Raw genomic sequence first — 14,638 nt, 5'->3', positions numbered from 1 at the left:
GCATCCCTTTCCGGAGCGGACACGAGAAAAGCCTGGGCGGCACCGCGAAGCGCGGCACCGCCCAGGCGGTGGGGTGTCAGCCCCTCAACCTCTCAATCCCTCAATCCCTCAATCCCTCAACCCGTCAGCCGGTCAGCCGGTCAGCCGGTCAGCCCGTCGGGGCGTCCGACGGGCAGCGCGTCCCGGCGGCCGGGACGGTGCCGTCCACGAGGAAGGCGTCGACGGCGGTCCGGATGCAACTGCTCTTGCCGTAGCCGGTGTGCCCCTCGCCCTCACGGGTCAGCAGGACGGCGTTGCCCAGCTCGGCGGTGAGCTTCTCCGCCCACGCGTACGGCGTGGCCGGGTCGCCGGTGGAGCCGACGACGACGATCGGGTTGGCGGCGGCCGACTTGATCGCGTGCGGCTTTTCGGCGGAGGGCGCCGGCCAGGTGCGGCAGTCCGGGTCGAACAGGGCCGCCGTCGGGTTGTGCTTGCTGACCAGCGGGGCCTTCGCGGCGAGGTCGGCGAGTGCGGCCTGGAGCTGGTCGGCCGGCGGGGTGTTGGTCGCGCCGTCGGCGCAGTGGATCGCGGTGTACGCGTCCGCCGAGGCCTTGTAGTGCCCGTCCTTGTCGCGGCCGGAGGCGCCGTCGGCGAGCTGGTAGAGGTAGTCGCCCTTGCCGCGCATGGCGGCCTTGATGATCTCGCGCAGCGGCTTCCAGTCGCTCTCGCCACCGTAGAGGTTGTCGAGCACGCCGTTCCAGGCGGCCGTGGCGGTGAGGGTGCGGCCGTCGGAGGTGGTGAGCGGCTTGTCCTTGAGGCCGTCGAGGAAGTCGGCGAGCTTCTGCGGGGCCTGGTCCGGGTCCTGGCCGAGCGGGCAGCCGTCCTTGCCGGCGCAGTCGGCGGCGAAGGCCCTGAGGGCGCGCTCGAAGCCGGCCTGCTGCTCGACGTTGTGCTGCACGAGCGAGGTCGAGGGCGAGGTGGCGCCGTCGAGCACCAGGTGGCCGACGCGGTCCGGGAACTCCTCGGCGTAGAGGGAACCGAGGTAGGTGCCGTAGGACATGCCCAGGTAGTTGAGCTTCTGGTCGCCGAGGACCGCGCGCAGGACGTCCATGTCGCGGGCGGTGTTGCGGGTGCCGACGTACGGCAGGAGGCTCGCGTACGTGGCCTTGCAGGCGTCGGCGAGCACCTTGCCGTGGTCCTCGCCGGACTGGTCGGTGGTGAGCCAGCCGTCGCGGGTGTGGTCGTCCAGGCAGTTGAGCGGGCTGGTGGCGCCGGCGCCGCGCGGGTCGAAGCCGACCATGTCGAAGCGGTCGTGCAGCGTGGTGCCCTTGGCCTGCTTGGCGCCGGCCTTGACCATGGTCACTCCGGAGCCGCCGGGGCCACCGGGGTTGAGGAGCAGCGAGCCGACGCGCTGGTCGGGCTTGGCGGCGGGGTCGCGGACGACGGCGACGTCGAGCGTGCCGGTGGCCGGGTTCGCGTAGTCGAGCGGCACCTTGAGGGTGGCGCACTGCAGGGCGGAGCCGTCCGTCGTGCCGGTCTTCGGGTCGGGCGGGCAGGCCGCCCAGGCGAGCTGCTGGCCGTAGAACGCCTTGAGCGCCGGGTCGGCCGCGCCGGTGGGCCTGGGCGTCGGGGTCGGCGTGGCGGTCGGCGTCGCCGCGGTGGTGGCCGCGGTGGCGGGCGAGGGCGTGCCCGAGGCGGCGGTCGTGCCGCCGCCCGAGCTCGTGCAGCCGGCGAGGAGTGCCGCGCTCAGGGCGGCGGTGACGGCCACGGGCAGGGCGGCGCGTCGCGAGGGACGGAGGATCTTCACACGGCCACACATATCATCCGACTGCGACATCGATCGTACGGGGAGGGCCCTTCCGGTGCCGGGGCTCGCGGTGAAAGAGGGACAAAGGGCGACGAAGCGCGCGCCGGCTCGGTTCGCAGGCGGTCGGGCGGCGTCGCGGCGGTTGCCGCGAAGTGCATTCCCAGCCTTGTCGATCAGTGGGACTCTGTGGCCATGACAGATCAGACCGCAGCCCTGCCGCTGCGCGACCCCGCACCGGCCGCGGGCGGACGGCGGCGCGAACTGGCCGCCGCCACCGTCGGATCGGTGGTCGAGTCCTTCGACTGGAACGTGTACGCCGTCCTCGCGCCCTCCTTCGCCGCGGACCTCTTCGGCCACGGCAAGGGCGGTGTGAGCGGGCTGCTCGCGGCGTACGTCGGCTTCGCGGTCGGCTTCGTGGCGCGGCCCGTCGGCTCGTTCCTCATCGGGCGGCTGAGCGACGGCCGCGGGCGCCGCTTCGGGCTCACGCTCAGCATGTCGGTGATCGCCGCCGCCAGCCTCGGGATCGCGCTGCTGCCCGGACAGCAGACGATCGGCGCGTGGGCCGCCGTCCTTGCGGTCGCCGCGCGCGTCGTGCAGGGGCTCGCCTTCGGCGGCGAGACGCCCACCGTCGCCGCGTACGTGACGGAGACCGCGCCGCCGCGCCACCGGTTCGCGTTCAGCTCGGTGTCGTACGGCGGCATCATCATCGGCTCGCTGATCTCGTACGGCGTCCTCGCGGTGCTCCTCCACACCCTCGGCAAGGAGGGGCTGAAGCACGGCGGCTGGCGCTGGGGCTTCGTCGTCGCGGCCGGGCTCGGCCTCGCCGCGGTGTGGGTGCGGCGGGTCGCGCCCGAGAGCGCGGAGTTCCACCGCGACCGCGCCGGGGGTGAGGGCGAACGCCCGGGGTTCCTGGACACGTTGGGCCGCCACCGCTGGGCGGTGCTCACCGTCTTCCTGCACACCCTCGGCGGCACGATCGGCTACTACTTCGCGCTGGTCTACCTGCCGCAGTACGCCGCCGCGTACGGCGTCATCGGCAAGGAGGAGGCGGCCTCGTTCATGACGGTCGTCCTCGCCGTCGTGCTCGCCACCATGCTGCTCGGCGGCGTGCTCGCCGACCGGGTGGGCCTGTTGCCCGTCATGCGGACCGCCTTCGCCCTCACCGTCGTGCTCGTGCTGCCGCTGCTCGCCGGGATGCGGCACGGCTGGCTGTCCTTCCAGCTCGTCGCCGTCGTCCTGGGGATGCTCGTCGCCACCCAGCTCGGCACGCTCAACGTCTTCACCGGCATGCTGTTCCCGACCGCCGTGCGCGCCGTCGGCGTCGGCGTCGTCAACGCCGCCACCATCGCGGCGTTCGGCGGCACTTTCCCGCTGCTCGCCGAGTGGCTCAACGGCGGCCACCACCTCGGCGTGATCCCGTACTACGTCACGCTCTGCTCGCTCGGACCGCTGCTCGCCACCTTCACCGTGCTGCGCGTCCCCGCGTTCACCGCCGCGATCCGGAACTCCGGCCCCCGCACCGCGGGTGGTCGTGTACAGTCCGAAGCCGGCTGACGTTCGGTCATCTTCCGCAACCGAAACGGCCGAAGAGGTCATCCCGGGAGGAACCATGGCACAGCGCGACGCATCCGGCGACTGGCTCGGCCTGCGGGCGTCGGAGCAGCCGGCGGAGCCGCTGCCCTCCCTGGACCTGCGCACCGACCGCGCCCACCCCGCCCGGGTCTACGACTACCTGCTCGGCGGCAAGACCAACTTCCCGGTGGACCGCGAGGTGGGCGACCGCATCCTCACCGAATGGCCCGGGTCGCGCACCGCCACCCGCGCGGCCCGGGCCGTCATGCACCGGATGACCCGCCACCTCGCCCGCGCCCACGGGGTCCGCCAGTTCCTCGACATCGGCACCGGCATCCCCACCGGGCCCAACCTGCACGAGGTCGCCCAGTCCGTCGACCCGACCAGCCGCATCGTCTACGTCGACAACGACCCGATCGTGCTCGCGCACTCCCGCGCCCTGCTCACCAGTGCCCCCGAGGGCCGCACCGCCTACGTCGAGGGCGACTTCCGCGACCCGGAGCACTTCCTGGCCGACCCGGCGGTCGCCGGCACGCTCGACTTCGACCGGCCGATCGCCCTGATGCTCGTCAACCTCGTGCACTTCCTCTCCGACGAGGCCGCGCACCCGCCCGTCCGCAAGCTCCTCGACGCCCTCCCGTCCGGCAGTTTCCTCGCCCTCAGCGCCGGCACCGCCGACACCGTCCCCGAGCTGGTGTCGATCGGCTCCAAGCGCTACTCCGAGGCGGGGATAGAGAACCACCTGCGCACGCGCGCGGGCGTGGAGCGCTTCTTCGACGGGCTGGAGCTCGACGACCCCGGCGTGGTGCTGATCAACCGCTGGCGGCCCGAGCTCGACGACGAACCCGCGCTCGCGGACCACGAGGTGTCGGCGTACGCGGGCGTGGCCCGCAAGCCGTGACGCCGGCCGGGCGGCCCGTCGCCCGCACCCGTCGGGGCCAGGCCCGCGGCTAGCGGCGCGGCGTCGTCGTCCGCTTCCCGGGCATCCCGTACGCCGAGCCGTTGGTCAGGGCAGGGCGGCGGTTCGCGGCGTCCGTCCCGGCTCGGCCGCAGGTGGAAGGCGACCCGTTCCGCGATCTCCGGGACGTCTGGAACGCCTGGTGGCGGGGGACCATGGGGAGCACCCGGTGTGCGTCTCCTGTCACTTCTACCGCACCCCGGGGCACGGCCACCGGCGCCCCGACGGTCCCCCGACTGGGCGCGGCCCTGACGGAGGCCGCCGGCCGGCGGTAAGGGCGATCGGCGGGCGCGGATTGGGCTTCTCACCCCGGCCGGCGTGAACCGGGCGGGCTCAAACCATCGCCATGACATGAACATGCGAGTAAAGTTCTGCGACACCACAGGTCCGGGTGACGCAGGGGGAGTCCGTGAGCATCGCGCGCAGACAGTTACTCAAGGGATCGTCGGCGGCCGGGGCCGCCCTCGTCGCGGGGGTGGCGGGGCCCGGGTCCGCCGCGGCGGCGCCCGCGCCGCTGCTTCAGTCCACGCCGCACCGGCTCGGGGCGCCGAGCGTGAGCGGGATCCACCTCCAGTTCGGCAACGACCCCTCCGGCGAGATGACCGTCTCCTGGATCACCCCGCAGTCCGTCCGGCGGCCGCACGTGCGGGTCGGGTCGCTGGACGGCGGGCTCGGCAAGGTCGTCGAGGCCGAGACCCGCACCTACCGGGACGCGCTCTCCAAGGACGAGGTCTACGTCCACCACGCCCGCCTCACCGGGCTGCGGGCCGCCACCACGTACCTGTACGCCGCCGGGCACGACGGCGCCAACCCCGAGACGGGGTCCTTCACCACCGCGCCGCGCGGCCGGGCCGCCTTCACCTTCACCAGCTTCGGCGACCAGGCCGCGCCCAACCTGCGCCGCAAGGTCGACTTCCCCGACGGTGTGCCCTCCCCGCTCGGCAAGTACCCCGTGTTCACCAGCAGTCAGGTCGGCACCGCGGCCTCCGCCGACATCGTCGCCGCCGTCGAGCGCGTCGGCCCGCTGTTCAACCTCGTCAACGGCGACCTCTGCTACGCCTCCTACAGCGGACGCCACGGCCAGAGCCGCACCGCGACGTGGGCGGACTGGTTCATCAGCAACAGCCGCTCCACCCGGCTGCGTCCGTGGATGCCGTGCGCCGGCAACCACGAGACCGAGGGCGGCAACGGCCCGATCGGCGCCCTCGGCTACCAGACCTACTTCGACCTGCCCGACTCCACCACCTCCTCCGACGAGGAGACGGCCGGCATGTGGTACGCGTTCACGGTCGGCGCGGTGCGCTTCATCAGCCTCGCCAACGAGGACGTGGCCATCCAGAACAGCAGCGAGATCTACGTGCGCGGCTACTCGGGAGGCGCCCAACTGCGCTGGCTGGAGCGCGAGTTGCGGGCGGCCCGGAGCAGCCGGGCGATCGACTGGATCGTCGTCTGCATGCACCACCCGATGATCTCGACGTCCAAGCACGGCAGCGGCAGCGACCTCGGCATCCGCGAGGCCTGGGGCCCGCTGTTCGACGAGTACGGCGTGGACCTCGTCGTGAGCGGCCACGAGCACTACTACGAGCGCTCCCACCCCGTCCGCGGGACGCTCCCCAACGACGTCCGCACACCGGTCCCGTCCGGCACGGACCCCGACTTCGCCGACACCGACCACGGCACCGTCCACATGGTCATCGGCGCCGGCGGCAACGCCGCGACCACCCAGGACGACCTGTTCGAGACGCCGCACGGCCGCGTCGTCGTCGCGCTGGAGGACAAGCCGCGCCCGGGAGCGCCGTACCGGGAGTCGATCTGGGTGACGGAGGACGCCCCGTGGGCCGCCGTCCAGGACCGCGAACACCCCCACGGCTTCGCGGCCTTCGACGTCGACCCGGGCGACCGCCGCAGCGGCCGCACCCGGATGAGGGTCACCTACTATACCTTCGACGGCCCGCACGGCGACCTCACCCCGGTCGACACCTTCACGCTGGAGCGCTCGCGGGCGGACGCCTGGGACGACTAGTGCCACGGCACTGCGCTCGGGCCGTAGCGCTCCGCCCGGAGGTCTACTGCCGGCTCTGCCCCGGCGCCCCAGGGCGCCTCCGGCACGCGGCCGTCCACGTGGCGGGCGGTCAGCTCGTCGGTGACCGGGCGGTCCGTGCCGGGGCGCGGAGTTCGAGGCGGCCGAGGTTGCCGTCGGCGTCGCCCCAGGGGTGAGGTGCGAGTCCCCGGCGGGACCCGTGCGCGGCACCGGGCCGGAGAGGACGTCGTAGGGGTGGCCGTCCAACTCCTCGTCGCGGAGCCAGCGAGCGCCGGACACGCGGTGCCGGCGCGGGTGGACGCGGTGCCGCCGACACCCTGAGCGGGTTGGCACCGAAGACGCGGCAAAACACGACAGGACGTGTCGGGTTTTGCCGGGACGATGAAGGAAGCCGCTCGGCGCCGCGGTGGTGCGGGCCGGGACGACACACGGACAAGGCACGGACAACGCACGGACAAGGACGCCCCATGCACGAAACGCCCGACGAGCTCCGCCGGCTCCAGGCCCTGCTCGACGCCTCGCTCACCCGCTCCACGGCACACCTGCGCTCGATCATCAGCAGCGAGCGCACGCTCACCGCCGAGCAGCTCACGGGCGTGCTCACCGGCATGTGCACGCTCGCGCTCTCCACCGTGACGGCGAAGGGTGAGCCGCGGATCAGCGGTGTGGACGGCCACTTCCTGCACGGGAAGTGGTACTTCGGCACCGCCCGCGGCGCCGCCAAGGCCCGGCACCTCGCCGCCCGGCCCGCCGTCAGCGCCGCGCACATGCGCGGGGAGGAACTGGGCGTGTTCACCCACGGCACGGCGGAGGTCCTCAACCCCCTCGACGGCGAACCGGCCGCCGACTGGCCGGAGCTCCTCGCGTACTTCCGGGCCTTCTACGGCGCCGACGCCTTCGACTGGGACAACGACGTGGTCTACTACCGCCTCCACCCGCAGTGGATGGCGGTGTTCGCCTCCGACCCCGCCGAACTCGGCGCGAAACCGGAGCGGGCGTGACGCCGTCGGCCTGAGAGTGGTGCCGGGCGACGACTGAATGAACGGGGGCAGCGACGTGCGGGCGAGCCGGGCCATCACGCTCATGCTGCTCCTCCAGTCCCGGCGCGCGATGACCGCCGCCGAGCTCGCGGCCGAGCTGGAGGTCTCCGAGCGCACCGTGCAGCGGGACGTCGCCGCCCTGGCCGAGGCCGGAGTGCCGGTGTACGCCGAACGCGGCCGCGTCGGGGGCTACCGGCTCGTCGACGGCTACCGCACCCGCCTCACCGGCCTCGAGCGCGCCGAGGCCGAGGTCCGGGAGCGGGCGCGGGTGCGCCTGAGCCCGCTCGCCGTCGAGCACCTCTCCGCGCTGCTGGAGCCGGTCGCCGCCGCCGACGCCCTCGCCACCGCGGGCCCGCCGGACGCCGACGGCTGGGTGACCGTGACCCTGCCGGTCGAGGACTGGGAGATCGGCTACTCCGAGCTCCTGCGCCTCGGCCCGGAGGCCGAAGTCCTCGACCCGCCGGAACTCCGGGCCCGCCTGGCCGAGGCGACCCGCCGCGCCGCGGCGCTCTACGCCCGGCCGTGAGCCGGCGCTTGACGAGAGTGCCCCCGGTGGCGGGCCGGGGGCACGGGACGGCATCGGGCAGTACGTCAGCGGCGGATGAGCGCCGTCAGCCTGCTCCACCAACCGCCGCGCTGCTGCGGGATGGTGACCGTCACCGGCTCCGCCGCGACCTCGGCTTCCGGGGCGAGGGCCTCGACCTCGGGCTCCGAGGCGGTGGCGGGTGTTTCCTCCGGCTCCGGCGCCTCCAGCGTCACCGGCGTGAACTCGACCGGGAGTTCGACGAGGTGGCGGGCCAGCCACGCCGACGTGTAGTCCAGGTCCTGTTCCTCCCCGGCGAGCCGCAGGTCCGGCAGCCGGGTGAGGAGGTGGTCGATGCTGGTCTCGGCGATGGCGCGGCCGATGTCCTGGCCGGGGCACTCGTGCGGGCCGCTGCCGAAGGACAGGTGGGAGCGGTTGCCGTGCAGCGGCGCGTTCCGGTCGGGCCGGACCATCGGGTCGAAGTTGCCGGCCGCGAGGCCGAGGAGGAGCAGGTCGCCCGCCTCGATCTGCTGCCCGCCGAGCTCGGTGTCCCCGGTGGCCCAGCGGCCGGCCACCAGGATCATCGGCGGGGAGTCCCACAGCACCTGGTCGAGCGCCTCGGCGAGGGTCATGTGCCCGCCGGAGAGGCTGGCACGGAAGCGCGGGTCGGTGAGGACCATCTTCAGCGTGTCGGCGATCAGGTTGACGGTGGTCTCGTTGGCCGCCAGCAGCACCACCCGCAGGTGCTCCAGGACCTCGTCGTCGGTGAGCCCGGCCGGGTGCCGCATGAGCGAGGTGACCAGGTCGTCGCCCGGCTCGACGCGCTTGCGCTCGATGGCCCGGCGCAGGCTCGCCACGACGTACTCGTTGCTCTCGATCGCGGTCTCGGTGCCCCGCATGAGGTCGCGCGCCGCGTCGACCAGGCGCGGACCGTACTCGCGCGGCATGCCGAGCAGCTGCGTCAGGACCAGCATCGGCAGGTGCTCGGCGAACTGGCTGACCAACTCGGCGTGCCCGGTGGGCCCGAAGTCCCGCACCATCGCGTCGACGAAGCCGATCACGTGCCGGCGGATGCCCCGGTGGTCGAAGCCGCCGAGCCCGTCGTTGAGGGCACCGCGCAGCCGCCGGTGCTCCTCGCCGTCCGCGAACACGCACAGCGGCTGCCACGCGACGACCGGCATGAGCGGCGAGTCCGCGCCGACGGTCCCGTCCTTGAACTTCGTCCACAGTCGGGAGTCGCGCGAGAAGAGCGACGGCGTGCGCATCGCCGTGAGGTTCGCCGCGTGGCCGAGGACCAGCCAGGCGGGCACGTCGCCGTACAGGAGCACCGGCGCCACGTCGCCGTGCTCGGCGCGGAGCTTCTCGTACACCGCCCACGGGTCGGCCTCGGCCTCGGGCCCGTACAGGCGCCGCACGCCGTTCGGGCCGATCGGACCGATCTCGGGGCGGACGTGCGCGGGGCAGCCGGGGGGTGGGGACAGTGCGAGATCGTCGGGAAGTGCACTGTCGGAGTGCGGAGTGGTCACAGGGTCTCCGGGATCGGACGGGATCGGAACGGGCGGGGGGAACGGGTGGAACAGCGGGATCGGACCGGCGGGGCGCCGGCTCACGCCCGCTTCGCGGCGCAGTCGTACAGGTAGCGCATCAGGGCCATGAGGACGTCCCGGCAGGAGTCGCGCCGCCGGGCGTCGCAGGTGACGATCGGCACGTCCCGCGGCAGGTCGAGCGCGGCCCGCAGCTCCTCGACCGGGTGCGCGGGCGACTCCGGGAAGCCGTTGATCGCGACGACGAACGGCACGCCCCGGTCCTCCAGACGCCCGATCACCTCGAAGCTGACCTCCAGCCGGCGGGTGTCGACCAGCACCACCGCGCCGAGCGCGCCCTCGAACAGGCCGTTCCACAGGAACCAGAACCGCTCCTGCCCGGGGGTGCCGAACACGTACAGCACCAGTTCGTCACTGATGCTGATCCGGCCGAAGTCCATCGCGACGGTCGTCTCGGTCTTGCGCTCGACCCCGGCGACGTCGTCGACGCCCTCGCCCTCCTGGGTCATCGTCTCCTCGGTGGTGAGCGGACGGATCTCGCTCACCGAACCGACCAGGGTCGTCTTGCCGACCCCGAAACCTCCGACGATCACGACCTTGACCGCCGCGGTCGCGGTGGCCGGCAGCAGGTCCGAGGCCGCCGGCCCGACCAGCGTGTCAGAGTCGCTGTAGTCCATGGATCACCGCCTCCAGAAGGGCACGGTCGGGGAAGTCCGCCGGGGGTACGGCGGCGCGGGCCTCGATCAGCTCGTCGTCGAGCAGGTCCGCCAGCAGCACGGTCACCACGCTCGTCGGCAGCCGCAGGTAGGCGGAGATCTCGGCGACGGACAGGGGTGCGGTGCACAGCCGCAGGATCGCCGCGTGCTCGGGCTGCATGCCGGGCCGCGGGTCCCTGCGCGTGACGATCAGCGTGACCAGGTCGAACGGGGTCGGTCCGGCCGGCCCGCTGCGCCCGCCGGTGATGACGTACAGGCGCTCGGGATCGTCGTCGTCCCGGCGCCCGCCGGGGCCGGGGTCAGTCATGAATCCACCTTTCGCTCGCTCATGCGACCTGCTCGCCCTTGCGCGGCGGCGTGGTCAGGTGCTCGCCGATCCGGGCGACGAGGTCGCGCATCTGCGAGCTCACCAGCCCGGCGTCGACGCCCTCGTCGGCGAGCACGGCGAGGTACGCGCGGGAGCCGGCCGCCATCATGTAGAAGAAGCCGCCGCTCACCTCGATCACGACCATGCGCATCCCGCCGTCCCCGTGCGGGAACTCGTGCGCCACGGCCGTCGCCAGGCTCTGCAGGCCGGCGCAGGCCGCCGCGAGGCGGTCGGCGGCGTCGGGGTCGGTGCCGTACTGGGCCATCCGCAGGCCGTCCGAGGACAGGACGATCACGTGGCGGGCGTACGGGACGCTCAGCGCCAGGTCCTTGAGCATCCAGTCCATGTTGGTGCGCTGCTGAATCACTGCTCGCCTTTCCCTGCCGTGTTGTCTCTGGTCTGGTCGGCTCCGCCGGGGCTCTCGCCCGAACCGGTGGGCGACGCCTCGCCGTTGATGCCCTCCAGGAAGGCGGTGAGCCAGATGCCGGGCTGCACCGGCTCCTTGGCCGTCTCCTTGGGCGCGGGCTGGGCCGGTCCCGCCGTGTCCCGGGCGGGCGCGGGGTAGCCGGTGCGGCCGAGCGTCTGGCGGTGGCGCCGACGCTGGGGCAGCCCGTTGGGGCCGCGTTCGGTCACGACCGGGAGGTCGTCCATCGGTCCGGGCCCGTGCCCGTTCGCCCGTATCGGTCCGGGCACCTGGCCCGGCGTCAGCGCGGCGGAGGACACCTGACCGGACGGGACCGGGCCGTTGGGCATCGGACCGGTGCCGGCCCACGGGGAGTTGGCGAAGGCCGGGCTGTTGACCGACAGCGGCGGCGGACCCCACGGCCGCGACGAGGACTTGGACCGCGGCTGGTTGGCCGGCAGCGGGCGGGGGCCGGAGATGGAGCCGATGCCGTGCGCGCGTCCGGTGGCCGGCGCGGTGGTGATCAGCTCGCGCGGCACGACCAGCACCGCACGGATGCCGCCGTACGCGGACGGGCGCAGCGTGACCTGGAAGCCGTACGCGCGGCACAGCCGCCCGACGACGGCCAGGCCGAGGCGCGGGGTCTCGCCGAGGTCGTTGAGGTCGAACTCGCCCTGCGCGTGCCGCAGGACCTCTTCGGCGCGGGCGTAGCCGTCCTCGCTGAGGCCGAGGCCGCCGTCCTCGATCTCGACCGCTATGCCGGTCTGCACCTCGGAGGCGGTGAGGTGCACGTGGGTGTGCGGCGGGGAGTAGCGGGTCGCGTTGTCCAGGAGCTCGGCGACCGCGTGGATGAGCGGCTCGACGCCGGGGCCGATCACGGCGACCTCGGGCGTGGGGTGCAGCGAGACGCGCTGGTACTCCAGGATGCGCGACATGCCGCCGCGCAGCACGCTGTAGAGCGCGACCGGGCGGCTCCACTGGCGTCCGGGGCGGGCGCCGGCGAGGACGGCGATGGAGTCGGCGAGGCGGCCGGTCAGGGCGTTGCCGTGGTCCAGGCGCAGCAGGTCGTCGAAGACGGCCGGGTCGTTGCCGTGCCGGTCCTCCATCTCGCGCAGGTCGCGGGCCTGGCGGTGGATGATCGCCTGGACGCGCCGGGCGATGTTCACGAAGGCGCGCTGGGAGGCCTCGCGCTGGGCGGTCTCCTCGTCGACGGCCCGCAGGACGCGGTGCAGCAGCTCGTCCCGGGCGGCCCGGTACTCGGGGCTGAGCATCGGGTCCCTGGACTCGTAGGCGTGCATCGCCGTGTCGACCGAGTTGGTGGCCCGCAGGCGGGCCAGCGCGGCCGGCAGCTCCTGGCGGGAGAGGGCGACCATGGTGGCGTCCTGCCGGAGCATCTTCTGGCGCAACTCGTCCGTCTGTCGGGCGTGTTCGCGGCGCAGGAGGGACAGCGCCCGGCCTCGGCGGCCCGCCTCGGCGGCCACCAGGGCCACCGCGGCCGTGGCGGCGATGCCGCTCCAGATCACCTCGGGGCGGGCGCCGGAGACCGCGATCGCCACGGCGGCGACCGCGGCGGCGGCGAGCACGGCCGTGGGCAGCAGCCACCCGGGACGAGGCGCGGTGGGCCGTCTGCCGGGGGACGATCCGGGTTGAAGCATCAGCATCCTCAAACGGTCGGAAGGGGACATCGGAAGGGGTCGGGGGGCGGTGGTCCGAGGCAGCATAGCCGGGCCGCGACATTTCTGAACGAAACTCAAAATTACTGTGGCAGTGCTGACTTGTGCGATCTTGGCGGACATGTCAGACATGTCGCACGTGCGCTCGACCGCTCGCGCCGGTCGCGCCCCCGTGCCACCGGGTCCGGCGCCCGCACCAGGTTTCTCGCCCCGGGGCGCTCGCACCGGCAACCTGCCGGGGATTCGCTCATGCGGAGGGTTTCTGCGCGAAGTGACTTTCGGGGAGCCGGAGTTCGTGCTATCGACGGTCAAAGGCGTCGGACTGTTCCCACTCGAAAGAGTGAGGTGTCGCGCGCGTACGCGAGGACGCCGCCCCGGGGAGGTTCCTCGGGGCGACGTCTGGTGGGGCGTCGTCGTGCGGGTGCGGGTACTCAGCTGCTCGGCGGGCGGGGCAACATCTGTTGCATGCCGAGCAATGGATGTTGACGCCCGGCGCGGGGCGGCCCTACAGTGCGGGGCCGTGACTATCGATGATCTTGCCGGCCGCATCGCCGCCGACGTCGCGGGCGAAGGCGGCCTCGCCGGTCTGCACCGGCTGTCCGAAGTGATCACCGCCCTGGAGGACCGCCGCACGGCGGTCATCGAGGAGCTGCGCCGCGGCCGCCACGCGACCTGGGAGGAGATCGGCCGCGCCTGCGGGATGACCCGTCAGGGCGCCACCCGGCGCTGGTCCGGCAAGCTGCGGGCCCGCTCGTTCGGCGCCGCGGCCGACGCGTACCAGCAGGGGCGGCCCGGCTACCCGCTGGCGCTGATCGGCTCGGCGGTGCCGCGCGAGGCCCGCCGGGTGCTCGACCTCGGTGCGGGCACCGGCAAGCTGACCCGCCTGCTGGTCGACGCGGGCCTGGACGTCGTCGCCGTCGAGCCGGACGGGGCGATGCGCGACCGACTGGCGGCGGCCGTCCCGAAGGCGGCCGTGCGGGGCGGCTCGGCGGAGCGGATCCCCCTGCCGGACGGCAGCGTGGACGCGGTGGTCGTCGCGCAGGCCTGGCACTGGTTCGACCAGAGCGCCGCCGTCCCGGAGATCGCCCGCGTGCTCGCCCCCGGTGGCACGCTCTCCCTGATCTGGAACGTCCGCGACGAGTCCGAGCGGTGGGCCGCCGAACTCGGCGCCCTCATGCACCGCTCGGCGAAGCGGACGATCGACACCGAGCCCGTCGTCCCCGCCCCCTTCGGCGCCCCCGAGCGGCTGGAGATCCGCTGGGAGCACCTGACGACGAGGGCCGGGATCCTCGACATGGTGGCTTCCCGCAGCTACGTCATCACCCTCCCCGAGGACGAGCGCACCCGCCTGCTCGCGGACGTCGAACACCTCCTCGACACCCACCCCGACCTCGCGGACCGCGACGAGATCGCGATGCCGTACCTGACGAGGTGCACGCGTGTCCGCCGTTGACGCCGGCGGCGTGACGATCCGGCGGCTGGGTGCGGGCGACGCGGAGGTGTACCGGACCTTCCGCCTGGAGGCCCTCCGGGAGACGCCCGAGGCCTTCACGTCGAGCTACGAGGAGGAGCGCGCGAAGCCCGTTGCGGCGTCCGTCCGCCGGCTGGCGGAGGGCGTGCTGCTCGGCGCGTTCGCGGCGGGCGGCGGGCTGATCGGCACGGCGGGCCTCAGGCTGCGCGCCCGGAGCCAGGAGCGGCACAAGGCGACGCTGTTCGGCATGGCCGTCGCCCGTGCGGCCGGCGGCCGGGGCGTGGGCCGCGCGCTGGTCGAGCAGGCGCTCGAACTGGCGGCCGCCGAGGCGGAGTTGCGGCAAGTGCTGCTGACGGTCTCGGAAGGCAACGAGGCGGCGGTCCGGCTCTACACCTCGTGTGGCTTCGAGGTGTGGGGCCGGGAGCCGAGGGCGGTCCTGGTCGGCGGCCGGGCCGTGACGAAGCTGCACATGGTGCGTTTCCTCGGCTCCTGCCAGTCCCGCTCGGCGATCAGCTCCTCCACGTCGGCGTCCGCGAGCCCGTAG

13 protein-coding genes are annotated in these 14,638 nt (G+C 73.5%); 7 read left to right on the top strand and 6 right to left on the bottom strand.

Annotated elements, in window-relative coordinates; all coding sequences use genetic code 11:
• Positions 1–148 precede the first annotated feature (148 nt).
• Positions 149–1,786 (bottom strand): alpha/beta hydrolase, encoded by a 1,638-nt coding sequence (locus tag PUR71_RS08125; protein WP_329925679.1) that lies wholly within the window; start codon positions 1,784–1,786, stop codon positions 149–151.
• 192 nt (positions 1,787–1,978) lie between these two features.
• On the opposite strand from PUR71_RS08125, the gene PUR71_RS08120 reads away from it, so the two are divergent.
• The 5 genes from PUR71_RS08120 (at position 1,979) to PUR71_RS08100 (ending at position 7,923) form a co-directional block, all read left to right on the top strand.
• Positions 1,979–3,340, top strand: coding sequence for an MFS transporter (locus PUR71_RS08120; RefSeq protein ID WP_329925678.1), 1,362 nt, complete (start codon positions 1,979–1,981; stop codon positions 3,338–3,340).
• A gap of 55 nt (positions 3,341–3,395) precedes the next feature.
• The gene (locus PUR71_RS08115; protein ID WP_329925677.1) at positions 3,396–4,259 is read left to right on the top strand and encodes an SAM-dependent methyltransferase; all 864 of its coding nucleotides are present in this window, start codon (positions 3,396–3,398) and stop codon (positions 4,257–4,259) included.
• Positions 4,260–4,725: 466 nt separating this feature from the next.
• Positions 4,726–6,339: a purple acid phosphatase family protein gene (locus PUR71_RS08110; protein ID WP_329925676.1), complete on the top strand. Its 1,614-nt coding sequence runs from the start codon at positions 4,726–4,728 to the stop codon at positions 6,337–6,339.
• Between the two features lie 485 nt (positions 6,340–6,824).
• Positions 6,825–7,358 (top strand): pyridoxamine 5'-phosphate oxidase family protein, encoded by a 534-nt coding sequence (locus PUR71_RS08105; RefSeq protein ID WP_329925675.1) that lies wholly within the window; start codon positions 6,825–6,827, stop codon positions 7,356–7,358.
• Positions 7,359–7,395: 37 nt separating this feature from the next.
• Positions 7,396–7,923: a transcriptional regulator gene (locus PUR71_RS08100; protein WP_443077407.1), complete on the top strand. Its 528-nt coding sequence runs from the start codon at positions 7,396–7,398 to the stop codon at positions 7,921–7,923.
• Between the two features lie 65 nt (positions 7,924–7,988).
• Here PUR71_RS08100 and PUR71_RS08095 read toward each other — a convergent pair whose 3' ends face one another.
• The 5 genes from PUR71_RS08095 to PUR71_RS08075 all read right to left on the bottom strand — a co-directional run bounded on the left by PUR71_RS08095 (position 7,989) and on the right by PUR71_RS08075 (position 12,605).
• Positions 7,989–9,446 (bottom strand): cytochrome P450, encoded by a 1,458-nt coding sequence (locus PUR71_RS08095; protein WP_329925674.1) that lies wholly within the window; start codon positions 9,444–9,446, stop codon positions 7,989–7,991.
• Between the two features lie 80 nt (positions 9,447–9,526).
• On the bottom strand, positions 9,527–10,141 hold the full coding sequence (locus tag PUR71_RS08090) for a GTP-binding protein (RefSeq protein WP_329925673.1): 615 nt from the start codon (positions 10,139–10,141) through the stop codon (positions 9,527–9,529).
• Positions 10,122–10,487 carry a DUF742 domain-containing protein gene (locus PUR71_RS08085; RefSeq protein ID WP_329925672.1) on the bottom strand — a complete coding sequence of 122 codons (366 nt, stop codon included), beginning with the start codon at positions 10,485–10,487 and terminating at the stop codon, positions 10,122–10,124. Before PUR71_RS08085 ends, PUR71_RS08090 begins: the two co-directional genes overlap by 20 nt.
• Before the next feature lie 19 nt (positions 10,488–10,506).
• Positions 10,507–10,914, bottom strand: coding sequence for a roadblock/LC7 domain-containing protein (locus tag PUR71_RS08080; protein WP_329925671.1), 408 nt, complete (start codon positions 10,912–10,914; stop codon positions 10,507–10,509).
• Complete coding sequence (locus tag PUR71_RS08075; protein WP_443077409.1) at positions 10,911–12,605, bottom strand: ATP-binding protein; 1,695 nt, start codon at positions 12,603–12,605, stop codon at positions 10,911–10,913. Before PUR71_RS08075 ends, PUR71_RS08080 begins: the two co-directional genes overlap by 4 nt.
• A gap of 538 nt (positions 12,606–13,143) precedes the next feature.
• Here PUR71_RS08075 and PUR71_RS08070 point away from each other — a divergent pair.
• The gene (locus tag PUR71_RS08070) at positions 13,144–14,076 is read left to right on the top strand and encodes a class I SAM-dependent methyltransferase (RefSeq protein WP_329925669.1); all 933 of its coding nucleotides are present in this window, start codon (positions 13,144–13,146) and stop codon (positions 14,074–14,076) included.
• Positions 14,063–14,638, top strand: a complete 576-nt coding sequence (locus tag PUR71_RS08065; protein WP_329925668.1) for a GNAT family N-acetyltransferase — start codon at positions 14,063–14,065, stop codon at positions 14,636–14,638. Before PUR71_RS08070 ends, PUR71_RS08065 begins: the two co-directional genes overlap by 14 nt.

The organism is Streptomyces sp. SP17BM10 (assembly GCF_036322405.1).
Lineage (GTDB): Bacteria > Actinomycetota > Actinomycetes > Streptomycetales > Streptomycetaceae > Kitasatospora.
This window is presented reverse-complemented; position numbering and strand designations above follow the sequence as displayed.

What these genes read in the sequence shown, in the direction of transcription:
- PUR71_RS08100 (WP_443077407.1), top strand. Translation starts at nt 7,396, where the DNA reads ATGAACGGGGGCAGCGACGTGCGGGCGAGCCGGGCCATCACGCTCATG.
- PUR71_RS08085 (WP_329925672.1), bottom strand. Translation starts at nt 10,487, where the DNA reads ATGACTGACCCCGGCCCCGGCGGGCGCCGGGACGACGACGATCCCGAG.
- PUR71_RS08115 (WP_329925677.1), top strand. Translation starts at nt 3,396, where the DNA reads ATGGCACAGCGCGACGCATCCGGCGACTGGCTCGGCCTGCGGGCGTCG.
- PUR71_RS08090 (WP_329925673.1), bottom strand. Translation starts at nt 10,141, where the DNA reads ATGGACTACAGCGACTCTGACACGCTGGTCGGGCCGGCGGCCTCGGAC.
- PUR71_RS08075 (WP_443077409.1), bottom strand. Translation starts at nt 12,605, where the DNA reads ATGCTTCAACCCGGATCGTCCCCCGGCAGACGGCCCACCGCGCCTCGT.
- PUR71_RS08120 (WP_329925678.1), top strand. Translation starts at nt 1,979, where the DNA reads ATGACAGATCAGACCGCAGCCCTGCCGCTGCGCGACCCCGCACCGGCC.
- PUR71_RS08105 (WP_329925675.1), top strand. Translation starts at nt 6,825, where the DNA reads ATGCACGAAACGCCCGACGAGCTCCGCCGGCTCCAGGCCCTGCTCGAC.